18 protein-coding genes are annotated in these 23662 nt (G+C 70.0%); 9 read left to right on the top strand and 9 right to left on the bottom strand.

Annotated elements, in window-relative coordinates:
• Window positions 1-194: 194 nt before the first annotated feature.
• On the bottom strand, window positions 195-4064 hold the full coding sequence (locus E8A74_RS23550; protein ID WP_136931306.1) for a MopE-related protein: 3870 nt from the start codon (window positions 4062-4064) through the stop codon (window positions 195-197).
• A gap of 231 nt (window positions 4065-4295) precedes the next feature.
• Complete coding sequence (locus tag E8A74_RS23545; protein ID WP_211365432.1) at window positions 4296-6380, bottom strand: OmpA family protein; 2085 nt, start codon at window positions 6378-6380, stop codon at window positions 4296-4298.
• Window positions 6381-6806: 426 nt separating this feature from the next.
• On the opposite strand from E8A74_RS23545, the gene E8A74_RS23540 reads away from it, so the two are divergent.
• Together E8A74_RS23540 and ileS are read left to right on the top strand one after the other, a co-directional pair.
• Entirely contained in the window at window positions 6807-7094 is a 288-nt protein-coding gene (locus E8A74_RS23540) for a tetratricopeptide repeat protein (protein ID WP_136931305.1), read from the top strand.
• Window positions 7095-7167: 73 nt separating this feature from the next.
• On the top strand, window positions 7168-10923 hold the full coding sequence (gene ileS, locus E8A74_RS23535; protein ID WP_136931304.1) for an isoleucine--tRNA ligase: 3756 nt from the start codon (window positions 7168-7170) through the stop codon (window positions 10921-10923).
• 79 nt (window positions 10924-11002) lie between these two features.
• On the opposite strand, the gene E8A74_RS23530 is transcribed toward ileS, so the two are convergent.
• The 3 genes from E8A74_RS23530 to E8A74_RS23520 all read right to left on the bottom strand — a co-directional run bounded on the left by E8A74_RS23530 (window position 11003) and on the right by E8A74_RS23520 (window position 12943).
• The gene (locus E8A74_RS23530; protein WP_136931303.1) at window positions 11003-11197 is read right to left on the bottom strand and encodes a hypothetical protein; all 195 of its coding nucleotides are present in this window, start codon (window positions 11195-11197) and stop codon (window positions 11003-11005) included.
• A gap of 149 nt (window positions 11198-11346) precedes the next feature.
• On the bottom strand, window positions 11347-12069 hold the full coding sequence (locus E8A74_RS23525) for a nucleotidyltransferase family protein (RefSeq protein ID WP_136931302.1): 723 nt from the start codon (window positions 12067-12069) through the stop codon (window positions 11347-11349).
• A 28-nt stretch (window positions 12070-12097) separates the two neighbouring features.
• On the bottom strand, window positions 12098-12943 hold the full coding sequence (locus E8A74_RS23520; RefSeq protein WP_232379706.1) for a tetratricopeptide repeat protein: 846 nt from the start codon (window positions 12941-12943) through the stop codon (window positions 12098-12100).
• On the opposite strand from E8A74_RS23520, the gene E8A74_RS23515 reads away from it, so the two are divergent.
• On the top strand, window positions 12942-13367 hold the full coding sequence (locus tag E8A74_RS23515) for a tellurite resistance TerB family protein (protein WP_136931301.1): 426 nt from the start codon (window positions 12942-12944) through the stop codon (window positions 13365-13367). The two genes, E8A74_RS23520 and E8A74_RS23515, sit on opposite strands and share 2 nt — an antisense overlap.
• A gap of 74 nt (window positions 13368-13441) precedes the next feature.
• Entirely contained in the window at window positions 13442-14302 is an 861-nt protein-coding gene (locus E8A74_RS23510) for a serine/threonine protein kinase (protein ID WP_136931300.1), read from the top strand.
• A gap of 4 nt (window positions 14303-14306) precedes the next feature.
• Here E8A74_RS23510 and E8A74_RS55840 read toward each other — a convergent pair whose 3' ends face one another.
• Window positions 14307-14852, bottom strand: coding sequence for an FKBP-type peptidyl-prolyl cis-trans isomerase (locus tag E8A74_RS55840; RefSeq protein WP_136931299.1), 546 nt, complete (start codon window positions 14850-14852; stop codon window positions 14307-14309).
• Between the two features lie 138 nt (window positions 14853-14990).
• On the opposite strand from E8A74_RS55840, the gene E8A74_RS23500 reads away from it, so the two are divergent.
• Complete coding sequence (locus E8A74_RS23500; protein WP_136931298.1) at window positions 14991-15695, top strand: aldo-keto reductase family protein; 705 nt, start codon at window positions 14991-14993, stop codon at window positions 15693-15695.
• Window positions 15696-15699: 4 nt separating this feature from the next.
• On the opposite strand, the gene E8A74_RS23495 is transcribed toward E8A74_RS23500, so the two are convergent.
• The 3 genes from E8A74_RS23495 to E8A74_RS23485 all read right to left on the bottom strand — a co-directional run bounded on the left by E8A74_RS23495 (window position 15700) and on the right by E8A74_RS23485 (window position 19749).
• A complete protein-coding gene (locus tag E8A74_RS23495; protein ID WP_136931297.1) occupies window positions 15700-16620 on the bottom strand; it encodes a hypothetical protein in 921 nt (306 codons plus the stop codon).
• A 53-nt stretch (window positions 16621-16673) separates the two neighbouring features.
• Window positions 16674-18653, bottom strand: coding sequence for a serine/threonine-protein kinase (locus E8A74_RS23490; RefSeq protein ID WP_170229317.1), 1980 nt, complete (start codon window positions 18651-18653; stop codon window positions 16674-16676).
• A gap of 274 nt (window positions 18654-18927) precedes the next feature.
• Complete coding sequence (locus E8A74_RS23485) at window positions 18928-19749, bottom strand: hypothetical protein (RefSeq protein WP_136931295.1); 822 nt, start codon at window positions 19747-19749, stop codon at window positions 18928-18930.
• Window positions 19750-19950: 201 nt separating this feature from the next.
• Between E8A74_RS23485 and E8A74_RS23480 the strand changes: the two genes are divergently transcribed.
• The 4 genes from E8A74_RS23480 to E8A74_RS23465 are packed head-to-tail and all read left to right on the top strand — an operon-like array spanning window position 19951 to window position 23330.
• Window positions 19951-20946, top strand: coding sequence for a 3-oxoacyl-ACP synthase III family protein (locus E8A74_RS23480; RefSeq protein WP_136931294.1), 996 nt, complete (start codon window positions 19951-19953; stop codon window positions 20944-20946).
• A gap of 10 nt (window positions 20947-20956) precedes the next feature.
• On the top strand, window positions 20957-21805 hold the full coding sequence (nadC, locus tag E8A74_RS23475; protein WP_136931293.1) for a carboxylating nicotinate-nucleotide diphosphorylase: 849 nt from the start codon (window positions 20957-20959) through the stop codon (window positions 21803-21805).
• Window positions 21802-22659, top strand: a complete 858-nt coding sequence (locus E8A74_RS23470) for a biotin--[acetyl-CoA-carboxylase] ligase (protein WP_136931292.1) — start codon at window positions 21802-21804, stop codon at window positions 22657-22659. The genes nadC and E8A74_RS23470 overlap by 4 nt, the downstream gene beginning before the upstream one ends.
• A gap of 17 nt (window positions 22660-22676) precedes the next feature.
• Window positions 22677-23330 carry a radical SAM protein gene (locus E8A74_RS23465; RefSeq protein WP_136931291.1) on the top strand — a complete coding sequence of 218 codons (654 nt, stop codon included), beginning with the start codon at window positions 22677-22679 and terminating at the stop codon, window positions 23328-23330.
• Window positions 23331-23662: the final 332 nt, after the last annotated feature.

Below are 23662 nucleotides of genomic sequence, written 5' to 3'. Positions count from 1 at the left end.
AGGCAACGATACCACCATCGCTGCGATGACGCTCCACGTGGGGGCGACGCGCGCGCTCGTGATCCTCGTGCCGTCCGGACACGCGAGGTTCGCCCCCTCCAAAAAACGAAGCGCCACGGTCCTCGAACAAGACCGCGGCGCTGCATCCCTCTCAGGCGCGGCCTTCCGCGCTCGGAGAGCTCCCTAGCTACCGATCAGCCGCGCCTTCGGCGGCGGATGAGCGCCGTCCCCGCCGCGAGCGCGAGGAGGAAGCCCACGCCAGGCGTCGCATCGTTGCCGGGCCGCGCGGCGCAGAGGCCGTGGCCCGTCAGGATGGTGCCGTCCACGGCGTCGTCTGCCGGATCGAGCGGATCGCTTTCGCCCGCGTCGACCACGCCGTTCTTGTTCTTGTCCTCTTCGCCGTCCTTGAGGCCGCCCTTGTCCGAGTCCGCGTCGAGCGGATCGGTCTTCGTCTTGCCCATGTCCGCGTCGGGGATGCACGTCTCCGCCGCCGCGTCCGTGGCCGGGTTCGAGCAGCCGAGACCAAGCTCGGTGCCGTCGAAGAGCCCGTCGTTGTCGCTGTCCGGATCGAGCGCGTTGATGAGCCCATCTTTGTCCGTGTCCTCGCCCGGCTTCGGCTCCTGACCGTCGGGCACGCCATCGTCGTCCGAGTCCGCGTCGTTCGGGTCGGTCCCGAACTCGGCCTCCTCGTCGTCCGTCAGCCCGTCGTTGTCCGAGTCCGTGGGCGGAACGACGTTGTCGTCCTGCGGATCGTTCGGATCCCGCTCGTTCGGATCGACCACGCCGTCCTTGTCCGTGTCCTCGTCGCCGTCGGAGACGCCGCCGCCGTCCGTATCGGCATTCACCGGCGAGGTCGTCGTGGCGCCGTTGTCCCCGTCGGGGGCGCAGTTGCCCTTGCTCGTGTCCGTGGCCGGATTCGAGCAGTCCTTGCCCATCTCCGTGCCGTCCTTCAGCCCGTCGCCGTCGCTGTCCGGATCGAGCGCGTTGAGGATGCCGTCGCCGTCGGTGTCGTCCGTCGGGTTCGGCTCCTCGCCGTCGGGCACGCCGTCGTCGTCGGAGTCCCCATCGTTCGGGTTCGTACCGATCTCGGTCTCGTAGTCGTCCGTCAGCCCGTCGCCGTCGCTGTCGAGCTTCGTGCTGTCGTCGCTGCCGTTGTTCGGATCGATCTCGCCCGGATCCACCTTGCCGTTGCGGTTCACGTCCTCGGAGCCGTCGGAGACGCCGCCCTTGTCCGTGTCCGCGTCGAGCGGCGAGGTCGTCGTGCTCGGATCCGCGTCGGCGATGCACTTGCCCTTGCTCGGGTCCGTGGCCGGGTTCGAGCAGTCCTTGCCCATCTCCGTGCCGTCGAACAGGCCGTCGTTGTCGCTGTCCGGATCGAGCGCGTTGATGAGCCCGTCGCCGTCGGTGTCCGCGCTCGGGTTCGGCTCCTGCCCGTCGAGCACACCATCGTCGTCCGAGTCCGCGTCGTTCGGGTTCGTCCCGATCTGCTCCTCGAGATCGTCGCTCAGGCCGTCGCCGTCGCTGTCGGTCGGCGCGTTCGAATCGTCTTGCGGATCGTTCGGATCCCGCTCGCCCGCGTCGATCTTGCCGTTCAGGTTCGTGTCCTCGTCGCCGTCGGAGACGCCGCCGTTGTCCGTGTCCGGATCGAGCGGGTCCGTCGTCGTGCTCGGATCGGCGTCGGGGCGGCAGCTCTGCGCGTCTGGATCCGTCGCCGGGTTCGTGCAGTCCTTGCCGAGCTCGGTGCCGTCGAAGAGGCCGTCGTCGTCGCTGTCCGGATCGAGCGCGTTGATGAGGCCGTCGCCGTCGGTGTCGACGTTCCCGTCCGGCTCCTCGCCGTCGGACACGCCGTCGTCGTCGGAGTCCGCGTCGTTCGGATCCGTGCCGTTCTGGGTCTCGACGTCGTCGGGGATGCCGTCGCCGTCGGAGTCCTGGCAGCCGACGTCGGTCACGCCGTCGCAGTTGTTGTCGATGCCGTCGCCGCAGACCTCGGGCGTGGGCATGCCGGGGACCGCGTTGCACGTGGACAGGCCCGACACGTCACACGCGAGGACACCCGACGCCAAGCAGGCGCCGATGCCGGCCGAGCACGCCATGCCGACGTTGAAGCCGTCATCCGTGACGCCGTTGCAGTCGTCGTCGATGTTGTTGCAGGTCTCGGTGCCGGGCTCGCCCGAGATGGCGTTGCAGGCCGAGGTGCCGTTCGGCAAGCACGCGAAGGCGCCCGAGGTCTGGCACGCGCCGACGCCCGCGGAGCACGCCATGCCGACGTTGAAGCCCTCGTCGATGGTGCCGTCGCAGTCGTTGTCGAGGCCGTCGCAGATCTCCGCGCCCGTGGGCACGCAGGTGCACATGTTCGTGGCGACGTCGCACGACGGCGTGGCGCCGCCGCAGTGCGTGTCCGTCACGCATTGGACGCAGGTGTTCGGCGTCGCGGCCACGTTGCAGGCCGGCGTGGGCGCCATGCAGTTCGCGTCCGACGTGCACTGATCGATGTAGATCGGCGTCGGCGGCTCGTTCGGCGACGGGCCGTTGCCGTCGGTGGGCGTGTCCTCGGCCGACGCGCCCGTCTCGCCCGCGGCCGTGATGATCGCCTGGTTCAGGATCGTGCCCGTCGCGTCCGGGTTCACGGTCACGCGGAACTTCACGGTCGTCGTGTCGTTGACGAGCATCGTCCCGCCGTTCGTGGCGTTTGCGCCCGTGCCGATCCGGATGAGCACCGTGTTCGTGCCGGCGTCGTACTCGCCCTGATCGTCGGCGGATGCATCCGTCTTCGCGCCCGCGTTCGGGCCCGACACGACCTCGATCGAGCCCGGCACGTACGTCACGCCCATCGGGAGCGGGTCCTTCAGCACGGTGTTGATCGCCGTGTCGTTGCCGGTGTTCGTCGCGACGATCGTGTACTCGACGGTGTCACCCACCACGAGCGCGCCGCCGTTCACGTCGACGGCCGTCTTCAGCGACGTCGTGAAGTCGGGCTTGTACGTGGGGATCGAGGTCACGAAGCCAGCGAGCCAGTACTGGTCGCCGTCGCTCGTCGCCGAGATCGGCGCGGACATCTGGCCTGCCGTGAGAAGGGGCGTGATGTCCACGATGTCCATGTCCATGCCCGCGTAGCTGCCGGCGGTGCCGTTGAGCTGGGGCAGGTCGCCCGCCACCGTCACGGCGGCTCCGAGGTTCGTCCGCGTGCGGTTAAAGAAGTTGGCCGCGGGGTTCAGCGCGTTCGTGAGCTGCGTGCCGCCGAAGGAGAACGAGTCGCCGGTGACCGTCGTGTCACCCTCGAACGCGACGACGCCGAGCCTCGCGTTCGCGAACGCCGGCGGCACGAGGAAGCCCGAGAGCGTCACGTTCTGCGGGTTCCCGCTGCCCACGATGTCGAGCCCGTCGAAAATCGCCAGGTTGCGCGGCGGATCCGATGCGCGCTCGTAGAGCACGACCATGTACCAGCCTGCGAACGTCGTCTCGTCGTTCGCGCCTTGGCCGACCGGGTTCTCGACGTCGACGCCCGACACGCGGTACGCGCCCGAGCCTTGCTGTTGCACGATCGATGTGATGTTGGCGACGCTCTGATAGGCGTTGTTCGTCGATGTCGTGTAGCTTTGAATCGACGTCAGGTCCTGGCTGAAGACGCCCGGCCGATCGAGCGTGGCCGTGGTGTCGGCGCCCGTGGTGCTACGCGTCGCGCCCCAGTAGAGGTAGGCGTGCGTGACCGTCGCACCTGCCGGGATCGTGAGGACCGCGGTGCTTCGCGCGTTCGCCACCGTGATGCCCGTGTTCGTCTCGGCCTGCCCAGCCATCGGCGAGTCCGAGCGCCACAAGATGTCGATGCCGCTGTCGCTCGCGTTGTTGCCGCACTGCGCGAGCGCCGGGGCGGTGCCCACCACGGGCGCGGGCGGCGGATTGCCCGAGATGTTTTGGCAGTCGTAGCCGAGGGTGTTGCCGACGAGGAGGAAGTCGCCCCTCTGATCGACCTGCACACGTAGTTTCTGCTCGGCAGCCGCGTCACGGGCGCAGATCCCGAGCGCTGTCACGCTCGCGAGCCCCGCCCAAAGCCAATGTCGTCTCATGTCCTAGGTCCCTTGTCGCAGTCCATTTGGTGTCCCAACGGAATGCTCGGCGGCCCGAACGACCGCCGTTTCGTGAGTGGCGCGGCCTCCGAAGCCCGAGCGCCAAGCGGATCTCGACCCGCACCTCGCAGGAGCGCGCCGAGGCGGTGAAGACGAGGTCGCGGAGGCCCTTTCGAACCTCCGGACCGGTCGCGTCACGGAGCGCCCGCTTTCGCGGACGCCCCGCGTTCGTCACTTCTTGGTGGGAGCCGGCGCAGCCTTCTTCGGGGCCGCAGGCGCGGGAGCCGCGCCCTTCGGGGCCGCAGGCGCGGGAGCCGCGCCCTTCGGCGCGGCAGGCGCGGGAGCCGCGCCCTTCGGGGCCGCAGGCGCGGCGCCCTTCGGAGCAGCACCCTTCGGCGCGGCGGGCGGCGGCGCGGGCGGCGCGACGGGCTCGAACTTCTTGATCGAGCCGTCCTTCATCTTCTTCTCGAGGATGACGAACTGCACGCGGCGGTTGGCCTGGCGGCCCTCCTCCGACGCGTTGTCGCCCACGGGCCGATCCGGGCCGTAGCCCATCGTCGACATGCGATCGGCGCTCACGCCGCGCTTGGCGAGCGCAGCCTTCACCGCGTCGGCGCGCGCCTGCGAGAGCTTCGTGTTGAGCTGCTTCGAGCCGCGGCTGTCGGTGTGGCCCTGGACCTCGACCTTGAGGAGCTCCGGGTGCTCGTTGAGCACGGCCGCGACCTCGTCGAGCAGCGTATCGCTGACCTTGCGGATCGTCGCCTTGGCCGTGTCGAACTGCACCTGCTGCAGGATGATGACCTCGGTCTCGGTGACGCGGACCGCCTTCGGGCAGCCGTTCTGCTTCGGATCCGGATCGGGCTTGCCCTTCTCGTTCGGGCAGGCGTCCTTGTCGTCGCGGATCGTGTCGCCGTCGGTGTCGCCGGGGCAGCCGTTCGTCGCCGGATCGCTCGTCTTGATGCCGGGGATGTCCGGGCACGCGTCCTGCGCGTCGTAGACGCCGTCGTTGTCCTTGTCGGGCGGGCAGCCGTTCTTCTTCGGATCCGGATCGGCCACGCCGGGCACGTCGATGCAGGCGTCCTGCGCGTCGAGGATGCCGTCCTTGTCCTTGTCGGGCGGGCAGCCGTTCTTCGCGGGATCCGGATCGGCCACGCCCTTCACGTCCGGGCAGGCGTCCTTGTCGTCGTAGATGCCGTCGTCGTCGCTGTCCGGCGGGCAGCCGTTCTTCTTCGGATCCGCGTTCGCCACGCCCTTCACGTCCGGGCAGGCGTCCTGCACGTCGAGGATCGTGTCGTCGTCGCGATCCGACGGGCAGCCGTTCTTCTTCGGATCGGAGTGCTTCACGCCCTTCACGTCGACGCAGGCGTCCTCCTTGTCGACGATGCCGTCCTGGTCCGTGTCCTTCGCCGACCACTTCGGCGTGTACGCGAGCGAGCCGACGACGCGGAAGTCCGGCGTACCGATGCCGGAGGCGAGGCCGGGGCCGGCGGCGACGCCTGCCTCGAAGTTGTCCGCGAAGCGGTACTTCGCGCCGACGAGCGCCTCGGCGTTGAGGCTCTGCCGCGTCGTCTCGCGCATCGAGGCGACGACGTTGAACTCGGGGCCGATCTGGAAGTTTCGCTCCTCGCCGAAGAGGAAGCCGATACCGCCGCCGGCCACGAACGTCGTGCCGAGCAGCACGTTGTTGAAGTAGTTCTGGTCGGGGCGAATCTCCGGGCCGATCGCGACCGAGTACACGAACCGGTCGTGCTTGCCGCCGACGATCACCTGCGGGAGGCCGCGGACGTTGTTGTCCGTCACGAACGCGCCCGTGCCCGTGGGCACCCAGACGTAGCCGCCGATGGCGAGCTGGAAGAGGCTGTCGTAGTCGCCGAGCACGCGCAGGCGGAGGCCGAGGCGCAGGTCGCCGAAATCGGCGCCGCTCGGCGAGGTGATGCCGAGCGAGTTCGTGGGGTTCTCGCCGTTCTGGTAGAGGGCGACGGGGACGTCGACGTTGACGAGCAGCCGTTCGAAGAGCGCGAACGACCCGTTCAGGTGCAAATAGAGCTGGTTGCTCACGACCGAGCCGAGCGACTCGTCGTCGCTCCGGCGGCGCAGCACGAGGGGGTTGTGCGCGTAGTCGACGATGAGCGCGGCGTGCGGCGTGAGCTCCCCGTTCACGAAGGGCGACTGGACGCCGAAGAGCCGATCACCGGCCGCGGAGGGGTAGAACCGGTTGATGGCGAGATCGTCCGCACTTGCCGGCGCGGCGATGCCCGCGATCGACCCCAGCGCCGCCGCGCAGAGCAGCCACCTATATCCCTTGGAAGTTCGCATCGCGTGATTGACCTCTCGAATTTTCGTGTCGGAGTCCGCCAAAGGAATGCTCGACGGAAGACGTCGCCCTGGAGTGACCCGAGGATGTCCACCGCGTCGCTCGTGTGTCTTCGGCGGCAGCGGACACGGGAGCTACCTATACACGGACTGTGCCGGCGACGGACCACAAACGATCGGCCGAAATCACGTTCGTCGACCGTTCCAGTGAGGCCCGTCGTCCGCATCTGCGCGCCTCAACTGAGGTCTCGGGTCCTCGATCCGGCCGCGCCACACCCCGCTGCGGCATGCACCGTTACGCAACGATCCGAAACCAGACGTGTTTTCATTGGTTCTCCTGGTGTTTGGCCCGACCACCCCGATCGTCCACGCCACACGCGCTCCACACGGGATCGTTGACAGCGGAATCGGCCCGGCGACGATACGTCTGTGCTTCTCTCGCTCCTCCGCGCGCCGGCCGCGGCTCTGGTCCTCGGCGCCCTCGCCACGGCCCCCTTTCAATGCGCGCGAGATCCCGACCCCGAGAAGGCCTTCGAGGAGCCTCCCGAGGCCGCGCTTTATCAGCTCGCCGAGCAGTTCCGGGAGCGGGGCGACAAGGAGGCGCGCATCACCACGCTGCGCTTCCTCGCCACCCGTTACCCGTCGACCCGCCTCGCGGAGCGCGCGCGTCAGGAGCTCGCTGAGCTTGGCTCGCCCGTCCCTGCTCCCTCCCCCTGAACGGGCCTGGAAACGTGGGAAGCGGGCGTGCTCGACGCCCTTCGCGGGCGAAACGTGCTAAGCGCAGCCGACCATGTCAGGCCGCGAATCTTCCCGGAAAAACCTCTTCAAGACCGTAAGGCCCGAGCTCGATTTCCCGAGGGACGAGGCCGAGATCCTCGCGTTTTGGAAGAGGGAGGGCATCTTCCAGAAGACGCTCTCGGCCGAGACGCGCGCCACGGGCCCTTCGAAGGGCACGTTCGTCTTCTACGAAGGCCCTCCCACGGCGAACGGCATGCCGCACAACGGCCACGTGCTCACGCGCGCCGTGAAGGACGTGTTCCCTCGGTACAAGACGATGCGCGGCTACGACGTGCCGCGCAAAGCGGGCTGGGACACGCATGGCCTGCCGGTTGAGGTCGAGGTCGAGAAAGAGCTCCGGATCCACGGCAAGGCGGACATCGAGAAGTACGGCGTCGAGCCCTTCGTGGCGCGCTGCATCGAGAGCGTCTTCCGCTACACGGACGCGTGGGAGAAGCTGACGGACAAGATCGGCTTCTGGGTCGACCTGCCCGACGCGTACGTCACGTACCACCGGAGCTACGTCGAGAGCGTCTGGTGGGCGCTCGCGAAGCTCTACGAGAAGGGCCTGCTCTACCAGGGCCACAAGGTCGTCTGGTGGTGGGCGCAGGGCGGGACGGCGCTCTCCAGCGCCGAGGTCGGCCAGGGCTACAAAACCGTCGACGACCCGAGCGTCTTCGTGGCGTTCCCGTTCGTCGACGACCCGTCCACGGCGCTCTGCGTCTGGACGACGACCCCGTGGACCTTGCCCTCGAACATGTACGCCGCGGTGCGTGCGGACTTCGACTACGTGGTCGTCGACGCGGGCGATCGGAAGCTCGTCGTGGCCGCGGGCCTGCGTGAGGCGCTCGCGAAGAAGCTCGGCAAGGACCTGCCGGTTCTTTCGACCACCAAGGGCTCGGCGCTCGTCGGCAAGAAATACGTGCCGCCGTTTGGCCTCTACGCGGCCGAAGCCTCGGCGTACGAGGCCGTGCACGCGGTCGTCGCGGCGGATTTCGTCACGCTCGACGCGGGCACAGGCATCGTCCACGTCGCGCCAGCGTTCGGCGAGGACGACTACGGCGCCCACCGGCAGCTCCTCGCGGCGGGAAAGACGCCGAAGGATCCGTTCTGCGCCGTGAAGCCCGACGGCACGTTCGTCGACGAGATGGGCAAGTACGCGGGCCGCTGGGTCAAGGACGCCGACAAGGACCTCCAGAAGGACCTCGCGCAGGCGGGCAAGCTCGTGCACGCGGAGCAGTATCGCCACGAGTACCCGTTCTGCTGGCGCGCGGACGACGACCCGCTCATCCAGTACGCCCGCCCGGCCTGGTACATCCGCACGACGGCGCTGATCCACAAGGCGATCGAGAACAACCAGACGGTCAACTGGCTGCCCGAGCACATCAAGACGGGCCGGTTCGGCGACTTCTTGGCGAACAACGTCGACTGGGCGCTCTCGCGCGAGCGCTACTGGGGCACGCCGCTGCCGATCTGGGTGAACGACCAGACGGGCGCCATGGAAGCGATCGACTCGGTGAACACGCTGCGCGCGCGGCCCGGCAACAACGTCGCCGAGGTCGAGCGTGACCTCGCGGGCGCGCACCCGAAGACGGCCGAGCACCTGCTCGTGCACAAGCCCTGGATCGACAAGATCACGTACCAGAAGCCCGGCGAGCCCGGCACGTACCGGCGCGTCTCCGAGGTCATCGACTGCTGGTTCGACTCGGGCGCGATGCCCTTCGCGCAGTGGGGATTTCCGCACGCGGAAGGCTCGAAGGAGAAGTTCGATCGCGCCTTCCCGGCCGACTTCATCAGCGAGGCGATCGATCAGACCCGCGGCTGGTTCTACTCGCTGCTCATGATCTCGACGCTCGTCTTCGACGAGGAGACGCAGAAGTCCCTCGGCCTCTCGCGGATCCGCAGCTTCCCGCACCCGTACCAGACCTGCGTGGTGCTCGGGCACGTGGGCGATCGCGAAGGCAAGAAGGAGAGCAAGCAGAAGGGCAACTACACGCCGCCCGAGGTCATCCTCGACCGCGTCAGCATGGAGTTCGCGGTCTGCTCCGACCAGGAAGACCCGCTGAAGGATCAGCGTGATGTGAAGCAGGGCGTCGCCCGCATCGCGCGTGAGGACTACGAGGGCCTCGACCTCCAGGGGGACAGCGCCAAGGTCAAGCTCTACCGCGCGGATCGGCCGAACGAGGCGCTCGAGATCACGCTCCGGCCGACGTCGGGCATGGGCAAGTTCCCGCGCCGCGTCATCGTGATGCACACGTCGGACATCGCAGCCCTCGGGCTCGCCCCCGCCCGCGACGCCCTCCGCGTCCTGCCCAAGGACGTGCCGCGTCTTCCTCAGGAAAACCGCGTCTTCGTCGAGGATCCTTCGACGCCTGCGCCCGGCGCCGACGCGTTCCGCTGGTTCTTCTACGCGTCCTCGCCTCCGTGGACGAACACGCGCCACTCGCTGACGAACGTGCGCGCGGTCCAGAAGGAGTACGCGATCAAGATCCGGAACGTGTGGTCGTTCTTCGCGATCTACGCGAACATCGACGGCTTCGATCCGGCCCGCGGAAACCCCGACGCCCGCGGTGTCGCGCCCGCGGATCTCGCGAAGAGCGAGGGCTACCGGCCAGCGCGCGAGCGCAGCTTGCTCGATCGGTGGCTGCTCTCCGAGCTCGCCCTCACGACGCGCGAGGTCACGCAGCACCTCGACAACTACCGCCTGTACGAGGCTGCGCAGCGGCTCGTCGACTTCGTGGACGCGCTCTCGAACTGGTACGTCCGGCGGAGCCGCGCGCGCTTCTGGTCGCCCGCGGAGAACGTCTCGGCCGAGGCCCTCGCCGACAAGCGCGACGCGTACTTCACGCTCTACGAGGCTCTCGTGGCCATCGCGCACCTCACGGCCCCGTTCACGCCCTTCCTCGCCGAGGAGCTCTACCAGACCCTCGTCCGTGGCCCCTGGGCGAGCTCGCAACCCGAGAGCGTGCACCTCGCGAGTTACCCCGCGCCCGACCTCGCCGCGATCGACGAGGGCCTCGCCGCCGAGATGCGCGCGGTCCGCGAACTCGTGAGCCTCGGCCTCCAGGTCCGCACGCTGAACAAGCTGAAGGTCCGCCAGCCCCTCGCGCGCGCCGACGTCATCGTCTCGAACCAGGGCATGCGCCGCGCGCTCGCGCAGCACGAGGCGCTCATCGCCGAGGAGCTCAACGTCAAGGAAGTGCGCTTCCTCGAGCCGGGGCAGGAGGGCGAGGCCGTGCGGTACGTGCTCAAACCGAACTTCCGCGCCCTCGGGCCGAAGCTCGGCAAGAAGGTGCAGCTCGCCAAGCAGGTCCTCGCGAAGGCCAACGCCGCCGAGCTCCGCACCGAGCTCGTCACGCGCGGCGCGATCGAGATCGACCTCGACGGCGAGAAGGTCTCGCTCGGGCCCGAGGAGATCGAGGTCGTCGTCGAGGCCGGCAAGGACTTCGCCGCGGCCGGCGGCAAGGCGGGCGTCGTCGTCCTCCACACGGCGCTCACGGACGCGCTGCGCGACGACGGCCTCTCCCGCGAGATCCTCTCGCGCGTGCAGGGCCTGCGCAAGGACCTCTCCCTCGGCTTCACCGACCGCATCGCGCTCGCGGTCGAGGGCAGCGAGCGCGTCCTGCGCGTCACGCGCGCGGCCCAGGACGAGATCGCCCGCGAGGCGCTCGTCCGCTCGTTCGAGATCGGCGGCTCCACGGTCCGCGGCGAGCGTCGCGAGCTCAACGTCGACGGCGAAGCCCTCGTCCTGACGCTCGCGCGCGCCTAAAGATCCCCGAAAAAAGCCCCACGAAGCGGGCCACCGCGGCTCGCCTCGTGGGGCGTGGGGAGGTTCCCGACAAACTCGCTCAGCGGTTCTGGCTTCCTCGGCCGCCCTGCTCCTGGCTGCCGCCGGATGCCCCTCCGCCCTGCTCGCCCTCGGCCTGCTTGCCTTCCTCGACGAGCTCGCGCACGCGCTGGCCGCCCATCCGGCCGGCTTCCTCCACGGTCATCGAGCCTTTCTCCTCGGTGCCCTGGTTCCCCTGGTTTTTGTTCTGTGCCATGACGGACACTCCTCCCAGCGGACGAGCACCGGGGAAAAACCCCGCCGGCCGCATCGCCGCTCCCTCCCACCACGTGGGGCCAAGCAGGTCCTCGTCGAGGGGGCCGCGGACGATTGGTTTGTCCGAGAGCCTATGGCCGCGCTGGCCCGTCACGCCTTCGTTTCGGGCAGATAACGCGTGCGATTTCGCTCGAACTCGTCCTGCGCCTCGGCGAAGTCGTCGCTGCGCCCGATGTCGAGCCAGTGCCCGCGGAACGGGTGCGTCTGGATGGGCACGCGCGCGGCGAGCAGCGCGTGCATGAGCTGATCGAAGCCAAACGGCACGCCCTCCGGCACGAACCGGAGCAGCGTCTCGCGGCTCATCGCGTAGATGCCCATGCTCACCCAGAACGAGTAGGTCGGTTTTTCCCGGAACCCGGTCACGGCGCCCTCGGGGGCGAGCTCGAGCACGCCGAGATCGATCTTCGTGGCGCGCTCGAACACGCAGACCGTGAGCGACGCGTTCGCCTCGGCGCTCCGGCGCGAAAGCTCGGCAAAATCGAGGTCGCAGAGGATGTCGCCGTTCATCACGAGGAAGCGCTCCGGTAGCTCGTGCGCGATCGCGCGGAGCGGCCCGATCGTGCCGAGCGGCTGCTCCTCGCGCCGGTACGAGAGCTCCACGCCGTAGCGGCTGCCGTCGCCGAGCACGGCCTCGATCAGGCCGGCCTGATGGCCCGTGCACAACGTCACGTCCCGCGTGCCGTAATACGCGAGCTGGCGGAGGAGGATCTCCACGATGGTCTGCTCGCCGATCGGCATGAGCGGCTTCGGGATGAGCGCCGTGTACGGCTTGAGGCGGCTGCCCTTGCCCCCGGCGAGAACGATGGCCTTCATCGCCGGCGAACGTACCACGCGAGGGCGTTTACTGACGCGGAGGCGCGACCTCGCCCGAGGGATCGGCCGTGAGGCACCCCTCGTCGAGACCGAGCTGGCAGGCCTTCGTGAAGAGCGTCGTCGCGCGGGCCGGATCCTTGCGCACGCCGTGGCCGCGTTTGTAGAGCCGGCCGAGCTCCAGGCAGGCCTCGGCGTTGCCGCGCTCGCAGACGCGGGTGAAGAGCGTCGACGCGAAGACCGGGTCGACGCCGACGACACGCCCCTCCAGGTAGGCCTTGCCCGCGGCGAGGCAGCCGCGGTTCGCGCCCGCGTCGCAGGCCTTGCGGTAGAGCGTGACCTCCTCGGTCGGGTCGTCCTTCAGCGTCCCGTCGTGGTAGAGATCGCCGAGCTTCATGCAGCCGCGCGCGCTGCCGCTCGTGCAGGCGCCGCGGAAGAGGTCGACGGCCCGCGCCCTGTCCGTGCGCACGACGTCGCCGCGCAGGTACATCGCGCCGAGCGTGACGCAGTCCTCGACGACCGCGTCGTTGCAGCCGTTCGTGCAGCCCACGAGATCGGCCTCGGCGCACGGCAGGCGCAGCTTCGGCGGCTCGGGCGCGGGCGCGACGGGCGCGGCCGCGGGCTGCATCTCCCCCATGTCCTCGGCCGCGAGATCCTCGCTCGACGGGGCCTTCGGCGCGGGCGCGGGGCCGCAGGCGGCGAGCGCGAGCGTCCCGAGCGTCCAGAAGGCGGCGCCGTGGTGGAATGGGCGCATCCAGGAAGGATGACACACGGCTCGCCCTCGCCGGTGTTTTTCCTCGTTCCGGACGTCCAGGGCGATCGAGGGCCGTTTCAGCGGTCTTTTGGCCTCGGCGAGGACGGTGTAGGAAAGGTGCATGGCGCCCATCTCCCTGCGATCCTCGCACACGCTCGACGAACCGAAGCTCGAGGCCCTCGTCGAGCTCATGTACCTCGCCGCGTACGCGGACGGCGTGTTCGGCGCGGAGGAGAAGCGCCATTTCGCGCGGAGCGTGCAGTCGCTGACGGACCGCAAGGTGCTGCCGGATCAACTGGAGCAGCTCATCACGCGGCTCGACGCGGCGCGGAAGGCCTCGGGCACGGCGGCGCTGCTCGAGGGCGCGCGCCAGACGCTCGGCAGCCCCGGGGCCTGCCGCGCGGCCTTGAGCCTCGCGATCGGCGTGATCACGGCCGACGGCGCGATCTCGAACGCCGAGCGCGCCATGATCCACGAGATCGGCACGGCGCTCGGGCTCGACCGTGAGGGGATCGAGGAGATGGTGCGCGAAGCGGAGGGCGGATGACGCCCCGCGCCGCCCTGGGCGTCCATGGTGCAGAGAAGACCCGCGCGGCCTGATTCTTGTTAAATTGAAGTCGCGTGAACTGGTCGAATCAAACCGGCTCGCATCAGATCCCGTTTCCGGTCCCGGGGACGACGCTCACGTCCACGCGCGGCACCTACGTCGTCGGCGCGCTCATCGGCGACGGCCAGTACGGATCGGTCTACGAGTGCATCGGGCCGTTCGACCAACGGTATGCGCTCAAAATGTTGCGCCCCGCGAACAAGTCCTACCAGGCGGTGAAGGACGAGTGGGCGCAGGAGCTCCGGCGGCTCGAGCAGTTCCGCCATCCGAACATCGTCTACATCCACGACGCGTTCGAAAATAACTACCTCTTCTACCTCGCGCTCGAGCGGTGCGACACGAGCCTGCGCGCGCTCCTCGGACGGCCGTTCTCGGATCTCTTGCTCGTCGAGCTCTGCCGCCAGCTCCTCATGACGCTGCAGTACCTGCACGACAGCGGCGTCGTGCACTCCGACCTCCACGCGGGCAACGTGCTCATCTCGCAGCTCGATCGATCCCCGATCGTCAAGCTGACCGACTTCGGCGTCGCCCATCAGCTCCAGGGCAACACGCGCTGGTTCCGCCCGCAGGTGGCGAACCCCAAGATCCTGACGCCCGAGCTCGTCACCGCCGGATACACGACGACGCAGAGCGACCTCTACCAGTTCGGGCTGCTCATGTACCAGATGCACACGGGCCAGCCCGCGATCGAAGTGGACGTCGCGTACCCGGAGATCACGCGGCAGATCTCCGAGGGCGCGCCGCGCAAGAAGGCCGAGGGGCTCGGCACGCCCGTCGGCAACGTGATCGCCAAGCTGCTCCGGCGCCGCGACGCCTACCGCTACCAGTCCGCGCGCGAAGTCTGGGAGGACCTGCGCCAGGTCGCGTGGCGTTAGCGGTTCACTTCTTGGGCGCGTCCTTCTTGGGCGCGTCCTTCGTTTCCTTGCCGGATTCGCCCTTGGCGTCGGCGGGTTTGCCGCTCGGGGAGATGACGTCGAGTAGCTCGACGTCGAAGACGAGTGTCGCCTTGCCCGGGATCTTCGGCGGGCTCCCGTCGTCGCCGTAGCCGAGCTTCGAGGGGATCGTGAGCTTGCGTTTGCCGCCGACCTTCATGCCGGCGACGCCCTCGTCCCAGCCCTTGATGACCTCGCCTTTGCCGAGCTGGAACTCGAACGGATCCTTGCCGACGGAGCTGTCGAACATGAAGTTCGTCTTGAGCAACCGGCCCGTGTAGTGGACCTTGACCTTGTCGCCTTCGCGGGCCTCGGGGCCCGTGCCGATGGTGATGTCTTCCTTGATGAGGTCCGCGGGCTCCGGCTTCTCCGGCTCGCGCGGCGCTGCAGCGCGAGGCTCCGCGGACGGCTCGGGGACCTTGTTCTCACAAGCAGCGGCGGTGATGCCGAGGGCGACGACCGCGAGCGAACCCAAACGACGGATGGCCATCATGGGCCCCTCCTATTCGACGAATGCCGCACGAGCAAGCGCCCCGCGCCGAGAGCCCGCCGAGCGCGCTTCCGGTCGTGGTACGTTCCGGCGAACGCAGCCGGCGCGCGGACTGTGCCCGGCCGCTCGGCGATGGCAGGCATGACGACCGCCCTTCCGCAGACGCCGTTCGGCTCGACGGGGCTCCGGGTCTCGCCGCTCGGGCTCGTGGGCTCGGGCGGCATCGACGCGGACACGGTCGAGCGCGCCTTTCACGAGCTCGGGGTCAACTACTTCTTCGCCTCGCCGCTCTGGCCCGCGCTCTCGGCCGGCGTGCTCCGGCTCGTGCGCGCAGGGCACCGCGATCGGATGGTGATCGCGTGCGGCGCGTACGTGCCGATCGGCGCGCTCGTGCCGCGGGAGTGGGCGCTCGTGACGCGCGGGATGGGCGTCGGGCACGTGGACGTGTTCCACCTGCTCGGGGTGCGGGCGCGGCTCTGGGCGGCCGGAGAGACGTGGCCTGCGATGCGGAAGCTCCGGGCCGAGGGCAAGGCGCGGGCGCTCGGGATCGCCTGCGACGACGGCGCGCTCGCGGCGTCCCTCTGCGACGAGCTCGCGCCGGACGTGCTCACGATCCGCTACGAGGCGTCGCGCCGCGTGATCGAGTCCGAGCTCTTCGCGACGCTCGCGGGCAAGCGGCCGGGCGTCGTGGCGTCGCCGCCCGCGCAACGGGAGGCGGGCGGCGCGCACGTGCGGTTCGCGCTGAGCCACCCGGTGGTGGACGTGGCGCTCTGCGCGCCGCGCACGTTCGAGGAGATCGCGGAGGCGGCGGCGAGCGCGCTGCTCGGCCCGCTGCCGGCACCGTAGGACCTCAAAACGGTTTGGGGATGCTCTTCTTCGTCGTGCCCGTGGGCCGCGTCGGAGGCGAGGTCGTGCCGGGCAGGTTGACCGTCGGGCGCGTGGGCGGGCTCGTCGACGTGGTCGTCGTCGGCGGCTTGGGCGTCGTCCCGGTCGTGGTCGTCGTCGGGATCTGCGTCGGCGGCTTCGTCGTGCTCGTCGACGTCGCGGTGGTCGTGGGCTTCGGCGTCGTCGTCGTGGACGGGGTGTGCACCGGCTCGTTCGTCGGGACGGGCGCTTCGCCCGTGGCTTCGGGCGGCGGCGTGTCTCCCGTGGCGGGAGGATCGGACGCGACGGACACGGCGCTCGGCGTAGGGACGGGCGCGAGCGGGACGTCCTCGTCGCTGCTGCTGGGGCTGCGGCCCAGCATGAAATAGGCGCCGAGCGTGAGGCTGCCGATCACGAACGCCGCGCCGAGCCCGATGGCGACGAGCGGCGGGCCGCTGCTGCCCGACGAGACCGCGCGGACCGGCGGCGGGGGCATGCCGTACGCGGGGGGCCCGCCCATGCCTGGGCCGGGCGCGCCGTAGGGCGCCGGACCGGGAGCGGGAGCGCCGTACGGGGCTGGCGCGCCGTAGGGAGCCGGTCCGGGGGCGGGAGCGCCGTACGGGTTTGCTGCGGGCGGCGCGCCGTAGGGCGGAGCGCCCGGCTGGGTGCCCGATCCCCCACCGAAGGGGGCGCCTGCCGGAGGCGCGGCGGCCGGGTGGGCGGGGCCCTGCACAGGGGCGGCGTCGACCATCGTGGCGGGCACGGGCGCGCCTGCGAGGGGCGCGGGGGCCGAGTAGACGGGGGCTGGCGCGACGCCTGGGCCTTCGGGGCCGAACAGGGGCTCACCGACGATCGTTTTTCCGGGACCGTAGGGCCCGCCCGGCGGACCACCTTGCTGTTCGCTCATCTCGCCGACGTTCTCCTGGGCCTACGAGCTGTGCGCTGCGCTCGGGGACGAAATCAAGGGTTTTGCCCGGGGATCGGGATCCGGATGCGGGGCCGACCGCTCCCGCTCGTCGAGGGCCGCGGCGTGGGCGTGGTGTTCGTCGGCGTGGCCGTGGGGGCCGGCGTGGTGTTCGTCGGCTGCGCCGTCGGCTGCTGGCCCGGCATGGGGAAGGGGAGCGGGATCTGCGTGCTTCCCCAGGGGAGCGGGATGCCCGAGCCCCACGGGTTCGGGATGCCCGTCGGCGCCGTGCTCCCCGAGGCCGAGGGTTGCGGGGACGTCGTGGTGCCCGTGCCGGTCGTCGGGGGCTTCGTCCCGCCGACCGTGGTCGTCGTCTTCGGCACGGTGGTCTGCGGGGACGGCTGCGTCGGCGTCGTGTTCACCGGGCCCGTCGTCTGGACCGGCTGCGAGCCAGGATCCGAGGCGACGACCGTGGTGGTGGGCGGCGGCTGCAGCGCGACCGGGTCGTTCCCCTTCTCCTCTGTGCTCGTGAGCTTTTGCCCGAGGTACACGCCGCCGACGACCACGCCGGTCACGGCGGCCGCGAGCAGGAGCATCAGCACGACCGACGATCCGCCGCTGCGCTTCTGCTGGGCTTGATGCGTGGCCCGCGCCCCGATCGGGTTCATCGGGGTGGTGGGCCCGTAGCCGGGCGGCGCGGCGTATCCGTTCGCGGGCGGGTATCCCGGCGCCCCGCCGTAGTTCGTCTGCACGGGCCCGTAGCCGCCGGACGGGAGGGCTTGCCCGACCGCGGTGCCGCCGGGCCGCGGCGACATGTCGTACCCTCCGGGCGGGGCTGTATGCGAGGCGAGGGGCGCGGCGGGGGCCGTGGCGTCGTACCGGGGGCTCGGCGTGAGGCTCGCGGCCAGGGGCTCGCCGATCGACGTGTGGGGCCCCCGGTGCGGCGCGTCGAACCCGCCGAGCGGCGTCGCGCCGACCTGGTACGGCGGGAGCGAGGGCTCACTCACCCCGGGCGGCGGTTTGTCGTCGGTGGGGGGCAGCGTCTTCGGGATGGGCGAGGCGCCCGTCTCGCCGGGCGTCACGGCGGCCGCGGGCGAGACCGCGGGCTTCGGCGTGACGGAGCCGGGCATGGGCGTGGCGACGGCTGCGCCGGCCGCGCCGCTGCGCGTGCCCATGGCGAAGGGCTCGAGCGCGCTGCGGAACTCGGCGACGGAGTTGTAGCGATCGGGGGGCTTCGGCCCCATCGCGCGGTGCACGACGCTCGCGAGCTCGGGCGGCACGTGGGGCGCGAGGTCCGTGAGCTGCGCGATTTGCCCGGTCAGGTAGGCCGAGGCGATCTGGTGCGGCTCGTCGCCGCCGACGGGCCTTCGACCGGCGAGCATCTCGAAGACCATCACGCCGAGCGAGAAGATGTCGGCGCGCGCGTCGACCGCGTCGGCGGAGTAGGCCTGCTCGGGGGCCATGTACTCGGGCGTCCCCATGATCACGCCGGGCCGCGTGAGGCCACGATCGAGCTCGCCCGTGACCTTGAGCTTGGCGATGCCGAAGTCGAGGAGCTTGAGGAGCGGCTCGCCCTTGGACCCGCGGGTGATCATGACGTTGTCGGGCTTGAGATCCCGGTGCACGACGCCCGCGCGATGGGCGGCCTCGACGCCGTCGAGCATCTGGCTCGCGTACTCGAGCGCGTCGGCGTACGAGAGCCTCTGGCCTGCGTGGTAGAGCTCCTCGTAGAGGGTCTGGAGGGTCTTGCCCTCCAGGTACTCCATCACGATGAAGGCCTGCCCGTTCGCGTTCTGATCGACGTCGCTGACCCGCACCACGTGGGGGCTCTGGATCTGCGCCGACACGCGCGCTTCCTGAAGGAAGCGCTGCACGAGGCCTTGGCGTCGCGAGAGCTCGGGGTGGAGGAACTTGAGCGCCACGGTGGTGCCGAGCACCTCGTGACGAGCCTCGTAGACACTACCCATCCCGCCATCGCCGATGACGCGGACGAGCCGGTACTTGTTGTTGATGACCTGGCCGACCTGAGGGCGCATGGGGACCTGTGCGGCGCTACTTTGGACGCGGGAGAGTGTCACAGCCCTATGGACGAACGACAAAGAATTTCGTCCTGTCGAATGACGCGGCGTGATCCTGCGCTCCCCGTGCGAGGGACCGGCAGGGCGGAAACGGGGACGCGCGCGGAAATCCGGGACGGCCGGTGAGGGCAGGGGCCCGGTCGCTGCGCGCGCGGCGGACATCGGCCCGAAGCCCTCGGCGCCGCGTGTTGAAAGCTCTCGTACAAGGGCGTGGGTGGGTATACGGAAGCGATTATCGAAGTGACGCCGGGGCGGGGCGGTCCCCGACGTCCACCCGGGCGCCGATCGCGTCCCGGAGCGCGTCGCCGAGCGGGTCGAGCACGTCCTGGGCGCAGATCATCTCGGAGCCCGCGGGCAGCTCCCCCGAGAGGAGCCACGCGCCGAGGTGCGCTTCGTCGCGCAGCACCGAGATCACCTCCGGCACGCCGTCCTTCATCGCCACGAGGGCCCCGAGGCTCGGGCCTTCGTGGAGGAGCTGCGCTTCCACCGCCGCGAGCCGCGCGACCGCGAGCCGCGGACGCTTGCGCGCGAGCGCCGCCCGCACGTGGATCCGCAGCGGCAGCTTCGTGTTCTTCTGGGCGCGCGGGAGCCTGTCGAGCGGCAGCGGCACGAGGCCGTCCGACGTCCGCAGCACGTGCCGGAGGCGGCTCCCCGCGGGCAGGAGCGCCACGCCTTCGAGATCCTCGTACGCGATCTCCACCGTCCCACCACGCACGAGCGGCAGCGCCGGGACCGTCAGCGTACGCAGCCCGAGCACGATCGCGAGGTCCTGCCGAGCGCCGAAGCGCCTCGCCAGCACGGCCGCATAAATCCCGCACGCGAGCAGCACCCCGCCGAACCCGGCGAGCGCGACGCCCATCTTGCCGCCGCGCGTGATCCCGACGACGAGCCCGAGCGCGAAGCCGAGCACGAGGAGCACGGCGAACCCCCAAAGCGTGCGGGATGGGTTTCGCAGCGGCACGCGGAGCTCGCGCCCCAGACCCGCCGCCCCGAGCTCCGCGCGCTCGCGCCGGAGCTGCTCTCGTTCTCGTACCTTCGCCTCGCGTCCTTCCATCGTTCGTCGCTTTCCTCCCGGAGCCGCCCGAGCATGACCGAGAACAGCCGCGAAATGGAGCGACGAAGCGAACGCGGCGCCGCAAAAAATCATTCGCAGTCCAATGCCGTGCCCGCTCGGTCGGACGTATTTCGTCCGCTGACGCACCGTGTCGGTCGTTATGCCTTTGATACCCGGCCGAGTCGCATTACGAGCGCAGGCATGCGTTCAGCGATTCTGGGCGTCGGCCATTACGTGCCGACCAAGGTGGTGACCAACGACGACCTCGCTCGCATGATGCCGACGAGCGACGAGTGGATCCAGCAGCGCACGGGGATCAAGGAGCGCCGCTTCATCGAGCACGACGGCATCGGCGCGAGCGACCTCGCCGTGCCGGCCGTGCACATGGCCCTTGAGCGCGCCGGTCGGAAGGTCTCCGACGTCGACATGATCATCTTCGCGACCCTCAGCCCGGATCACTTCTTCCCCGGCTCGGGTTGCTTCCTCGGCGAGAAGCTCGGCCTGCCCGGCGTGCCCGCGCTCGACGTGCGCAACCAGTGCTCGGGCTTCCTCTACGGGCTCAGCGTCGCGGACGCGTGGGTGCGCGTCGGGGCGTACAAGAACATCCTCGTCGTGGGCGCCGAGGTGCACTCGACGGGCGTGGAGTTCACCGAGCGCGGCCGCGACGTGGCCGTGCTCTTCGGCGACGGCGCGGGCGCGGCCCTCGTGGGCCCGAGCCCGTCGGACGATCGTGGCCTCGTCTCGATCCACCTGCACGCCGATGGGACGGGCGCGAAGGATCTCTGGATCCCCGCGCCCGCGTCGAAGCACATCCCGCGCATCACGTACGAGATGCTCGACAAGGGCGAGCAGTACCCGAAGATGATCGGCAAGCAGGTCTTCCGCTGGGCCACCGAGAAGATGCCCGAGGTGAGCCGCGAGGCGCTCGCCGCGGCCGGCATCGACATCAGCACCATCGACCTGTTCGTCCCGCACCAGGCGAACATGCGCATCAACCAGTACGTGGCCGACAAGCTCGGTTTGCCGCAGGAGAAGGTCGTCCACAACATCGAGCGGTACGGCAACACGACGGCCGCGACGATCCCGATCGGCCTCAGCGAGTCCGTCGCCGAGGGCCGCATCAAGGAAGGCACGACCGTGCTGACGGCCGCCTTCGGCAGCGGCTACACCTGGGGCGCGGCCGTGCTCCGGTGGTAAGAAGAGCCCGATGATCGCTCCCCCCCTGCTCGACGCCATCGTCGATCGCGCGCTCGAAGAAGACCTCGCCGGTGGTGATCTCTCCGGCGAGGCCTGCGTCGACGCAGAGACGCAAAGCCACGCCGCCGCCGTCGCGCGCAAAGCCGTCATCGCCTGCGGCGCGGAGGTCTTTCGCCGCGTGTTCACGCGCGTCGATCCGCGTTGCATGGTGGAGACGCTCGTGCCCGACGGGAAAGAAGCGCCCGCCGGCACGACGCTCTGGCGCGTGCGCGGGCCGGCCCGCGCCGTGCTCGCGTCGGAGCGGACGGCGCTGAACCTCGTGCAGCGCATGACGGGCATCGCGACGGTCACGCGCCGCTACGTCGACGCGGTCCCGAAGGGCGCGCGGACGCGCATCACCGACACGCGCAAGACCACGCCGGGCCTGCGCGTGCTCGAGCGCTACGCCGTCCGCATGGGGGGCGGGATCAACCACCGCAACGACCTCGGCAGCGCCGTGATGATCAAGGACAACCACATCATCGCGGCCGGCGGCATCTCGCGCGCCGTCGAGCGCGCGCGGGCGCACGCCCCGCACACGTCGCGCATCGAGGTCGAGGTCGACTCGCTCGTGCAGCTCGAAGAGGCGATCGCAGCGGGCGCGGACATCATCCTGCTCGACAACTTCTCGACCGAGGATGTCGCTCGCGCCGTCGCCCGCGCCAAAGACCTGTCGCCGCGGCCGATCCTCGAAGCCTCCGGTGGCATCACGCTCGAGCGCATCCCAGAGCTCGCGCTCGCCGGCGTCGACGTGATCAGCGTCGGCGCTCTCACGCACTCGGCGCCCGCGGCCGACATCGGGCTCGACTTCCAGCTTTGAGCGACCTCGATCCTCTCCGCATCGAAGCCGAGCTCGAACGGCTCGGCGCGAGCATCGGCCGGCCCGTCGTCGTCGCCTCCGTCACCGCCTCGACGAACGACGACGCGCGCCGCGCCGCTTCCGGAGGCGCGCCCCACGGCTCCGCCTTCCTCGCCGACGCGCAGACCCAGGGCCGCGGCCGCAGCGGCCACCGCTGGCACTCGCCGGCCGGGGAAAACCTCTACCTCTCCGTCGTCCTTCGCCCCAAGCTCGCCCCGCAGGCGTTGCCCCCACTCGCGCTCGTCCTCGGCGTCTGCGTCGCGCGCGTCGTCGACGAGGTGCTCGGGTCGAGCGCAACGAGCAGCACGCGCGCCGGCGTCAAGTGGCCGAACGACGTGCTCGTGGACGGCAAGAAGCTCGCGGGGTTGCTCGTCGAGACCACCCTGCGCGGCGGCACGATCGACGCCGTCATCGCAGGCATCGGGCTCAACGTGCACGCCGCCTCGTTCCCGGAGGAGCTCGCCCCCCGCGCGACGTCACTGCACGCGCTCGGCGGACGTGGCCTCGACCGGTCATCGATCGCCGCACGTCTGCTCGCAGAGATCGGCCACGTCGCGCGCATGTTCGAAGCCCACGGGCTCGGCCCCTTCCTCGCCGAGCTCGAGGACCGCGACGTGCTCCGCGGGGTCCCCCTCGACGTCTCGGGAGTCTCAGGCACAGCCGCAGGCATCGATCCCGAGGGCTACCTCCGCGTGATCGGGAGCGACGGTACCAAGCACCGGATCGGCTCCGGGAGCGTCACGACACACGGCCCCCTCGGCTCGCCAGGCGCGCGGATTCGCCGCGGGCCTGGCGCCGGCGAAGCCGCGGGGTAAGAACGTCCCCCCCGGCCGTGAAGGAAGACTCCCTCGTCATCCACGAGATTTATTCGAGCATCCAAGGCGAATCGACGTTCGCCGGGCTGCCGTGCACGTTCGTGCGTCTGACCGGCTGCAACCTGCGTTGCGCCTGGTGCGACACGACCCAAGCCTTCTACGGCGGAAAACGAATGCCACGCAGCGAGGTGCGAGAGAAGGCGCTCGCCTTCGGCACGCCGCTCGTCGAGCTCACAGGCGGCGAGCCCCTCCTGCAACCCGGCGCCATCCCGCTCCTGCAAGAGCTCTGCGACGCAGGACGTACGGTCCTCGTAGAGACGAGCGGCGAAGCCGACATCTCCCGCGTCGATCCCCGCGTCCACAAGATCATGGACCTCAAAGCCCCCGGCAGCGGCGAGACCCACCGCAACCGCTGGTCGAACCTCACGCACATCACCCCACGCGACGAGATCAAGTTCGTGCTCTCCGATCGCGTCGACTACGAGTGGATGCGCAGCGTGATCCACGAGCGCGAGCTCGCACAGCTCGGCTGCACGCTGCTCGCCTCCGCCGTGTGGGGCAAGCTCTCGCCAAAAGACCTCGTAGCCTGGGTCCTCGAAGACGCCCTGCTCGTGCGCGTACAGGTCCAGCTCCACAAGGTGATCTGGGGCGCGGATACGCAAGGCGTGTAGCGCCGTACCGGGGTTTCACCCCGGGCCCCGACCAGGGGTTGTCCACCCCTGGACCCGGACCAGCGAGGCGCTGGACCCGGGTCGATGAACTGCGCATCGCGCAGTTCATCGAACACGCCAGGTCAAGACCGGCGACGGGCCTGCCAACCAACACGGCAGCGCTGCAGGTTCAACGGGCAGCGTGTCCGTCGCCAGCTTGAAACCCACCTCGATGGTCTTGCCACCGGCCCGGTGGAAGAACTGCGCGGAGCGCAGTTCTTCCACCCCCGGTCCAGGCCGTGCCTGGTCCGGGTCCCGGGGCGGACCGCCCCGGGTGGGGCCTGGGGCAACGC

It is taken from the genome of Polyangium fumosum (assembly GCF_005144585.1).
GTDB classification, from domain to species: Bacteria; Myxococcota_A; Polyangia; order Polyangiales; family Polyangiaceae; genus Polyangium; species Polyangium fumosum.
This window is presented reverse-complemented; position numbering and strand designations above follow the sequence as displayed.

Excerpts from the sequence above, each read along its gene's own strand:
- E8A74_RS23520 (WP_232379706.1), bottom strand. The coding sequence starts at position 12,943 with ATGCACCTTTCCTACACCGTCCTCGCCGAGGCCAAAAGACCGCTGAAA.
- E8A74_RS23485 (WP_136931295.1), bottom strand. The coding sequence starts at position 19,749 with ATGGAAGGACGCGAGGCGAAGGTACGAGAACGAGAGCAGCTCCGGCGC.
- E8A74_RS23490 (WP_170229317.1), bottom strand. The coding sequence starts at position 18,653 with ATGCGCCCTCAGGTCGGCCAGGTCATCAACAACAAGTACCGGCTCGTC.
- E8A74_RS23530 (WP_136931303.1), bottom strand. The coding sequence starts at position 11,197 with ATGGCACAGAACAAAAACCAGGGGAACCAGGGCACCGAGGAGAAAGGC.
- E8A74_RS23515 (WP_136931301.1), top strand. The coding sequence starts at position 12,942 with ATGGCGCCCATCTCCCTGCGATCCTCGCACACGCTCGACGAACCGAAG.
- E8A74_RS23480 (WP_136931294.1), top strand. The coding sequence starts at position 19,951 with ATGCGTTCAGCGATTCTGGGCGTCGGCCATTACGTGCCGACCAAGGTG.
- ileS (WP_136931304.1), top strand. The coding sequence starts at position 7,168 with ATGTCAGGCCGCGAATCTTCCCGGAAAAACCTCTTCAAGACCGTAAGG.
- E8A74_RS23550 (WP_136931306.1), bottom strand. The coding sequence starts at position 4,064 with ATGAGACGACATTGGCTTTGGGCGGGGCTCGCGAGCGTGACAGCGCTC.
- nadC (WP_136931293.1), top strand. The coding sequence starts at position 20,957 with ATGATCGCTCCCCCCCTGCTCGACGCCATCGTCGATCGCGCGCTCGAA.
- E8A74_RS23525 (WP_136931302.1), bottom strand. The coding sequence starts at position 12,069 with ATGAAGGCCATCGTTCTCGCCGGGGGCAAGGGCAGCCGCCTCAAGCCG.
- E8A74_RS23500 (WP_136931298.1), top strand. The coding sequence starts at position 14,991 with ATGACGACCGCCCTTCCGCAGACGCCGTTCGGCTCGACGGGGCTCCGG.
- E8A74_RS23495 (WP_136931297.1), bottom strand. The coding sequence starts at position 16,620 with ATGAGCGAACAGCAAGGTGGTCCGCCGGGCGGGCCCTACGGTCCCGGA.
- E8A74_RS23545 (WP_211365432.1), bottom strand. The coding sequence starts at position 6,380 with ATGCGAACTTCCAAGGGATATAGGTGGCTGCTCTGCGCGGCGGCGCTG.
- E8A74_RS55840 (WP_136931299.1), bottom strand. The coding sequence starts at position 14,852 with ATGATGGCCATCCGTCGTTTGGGTTCGCTCGCGGTCGTCGCCCTCGGC.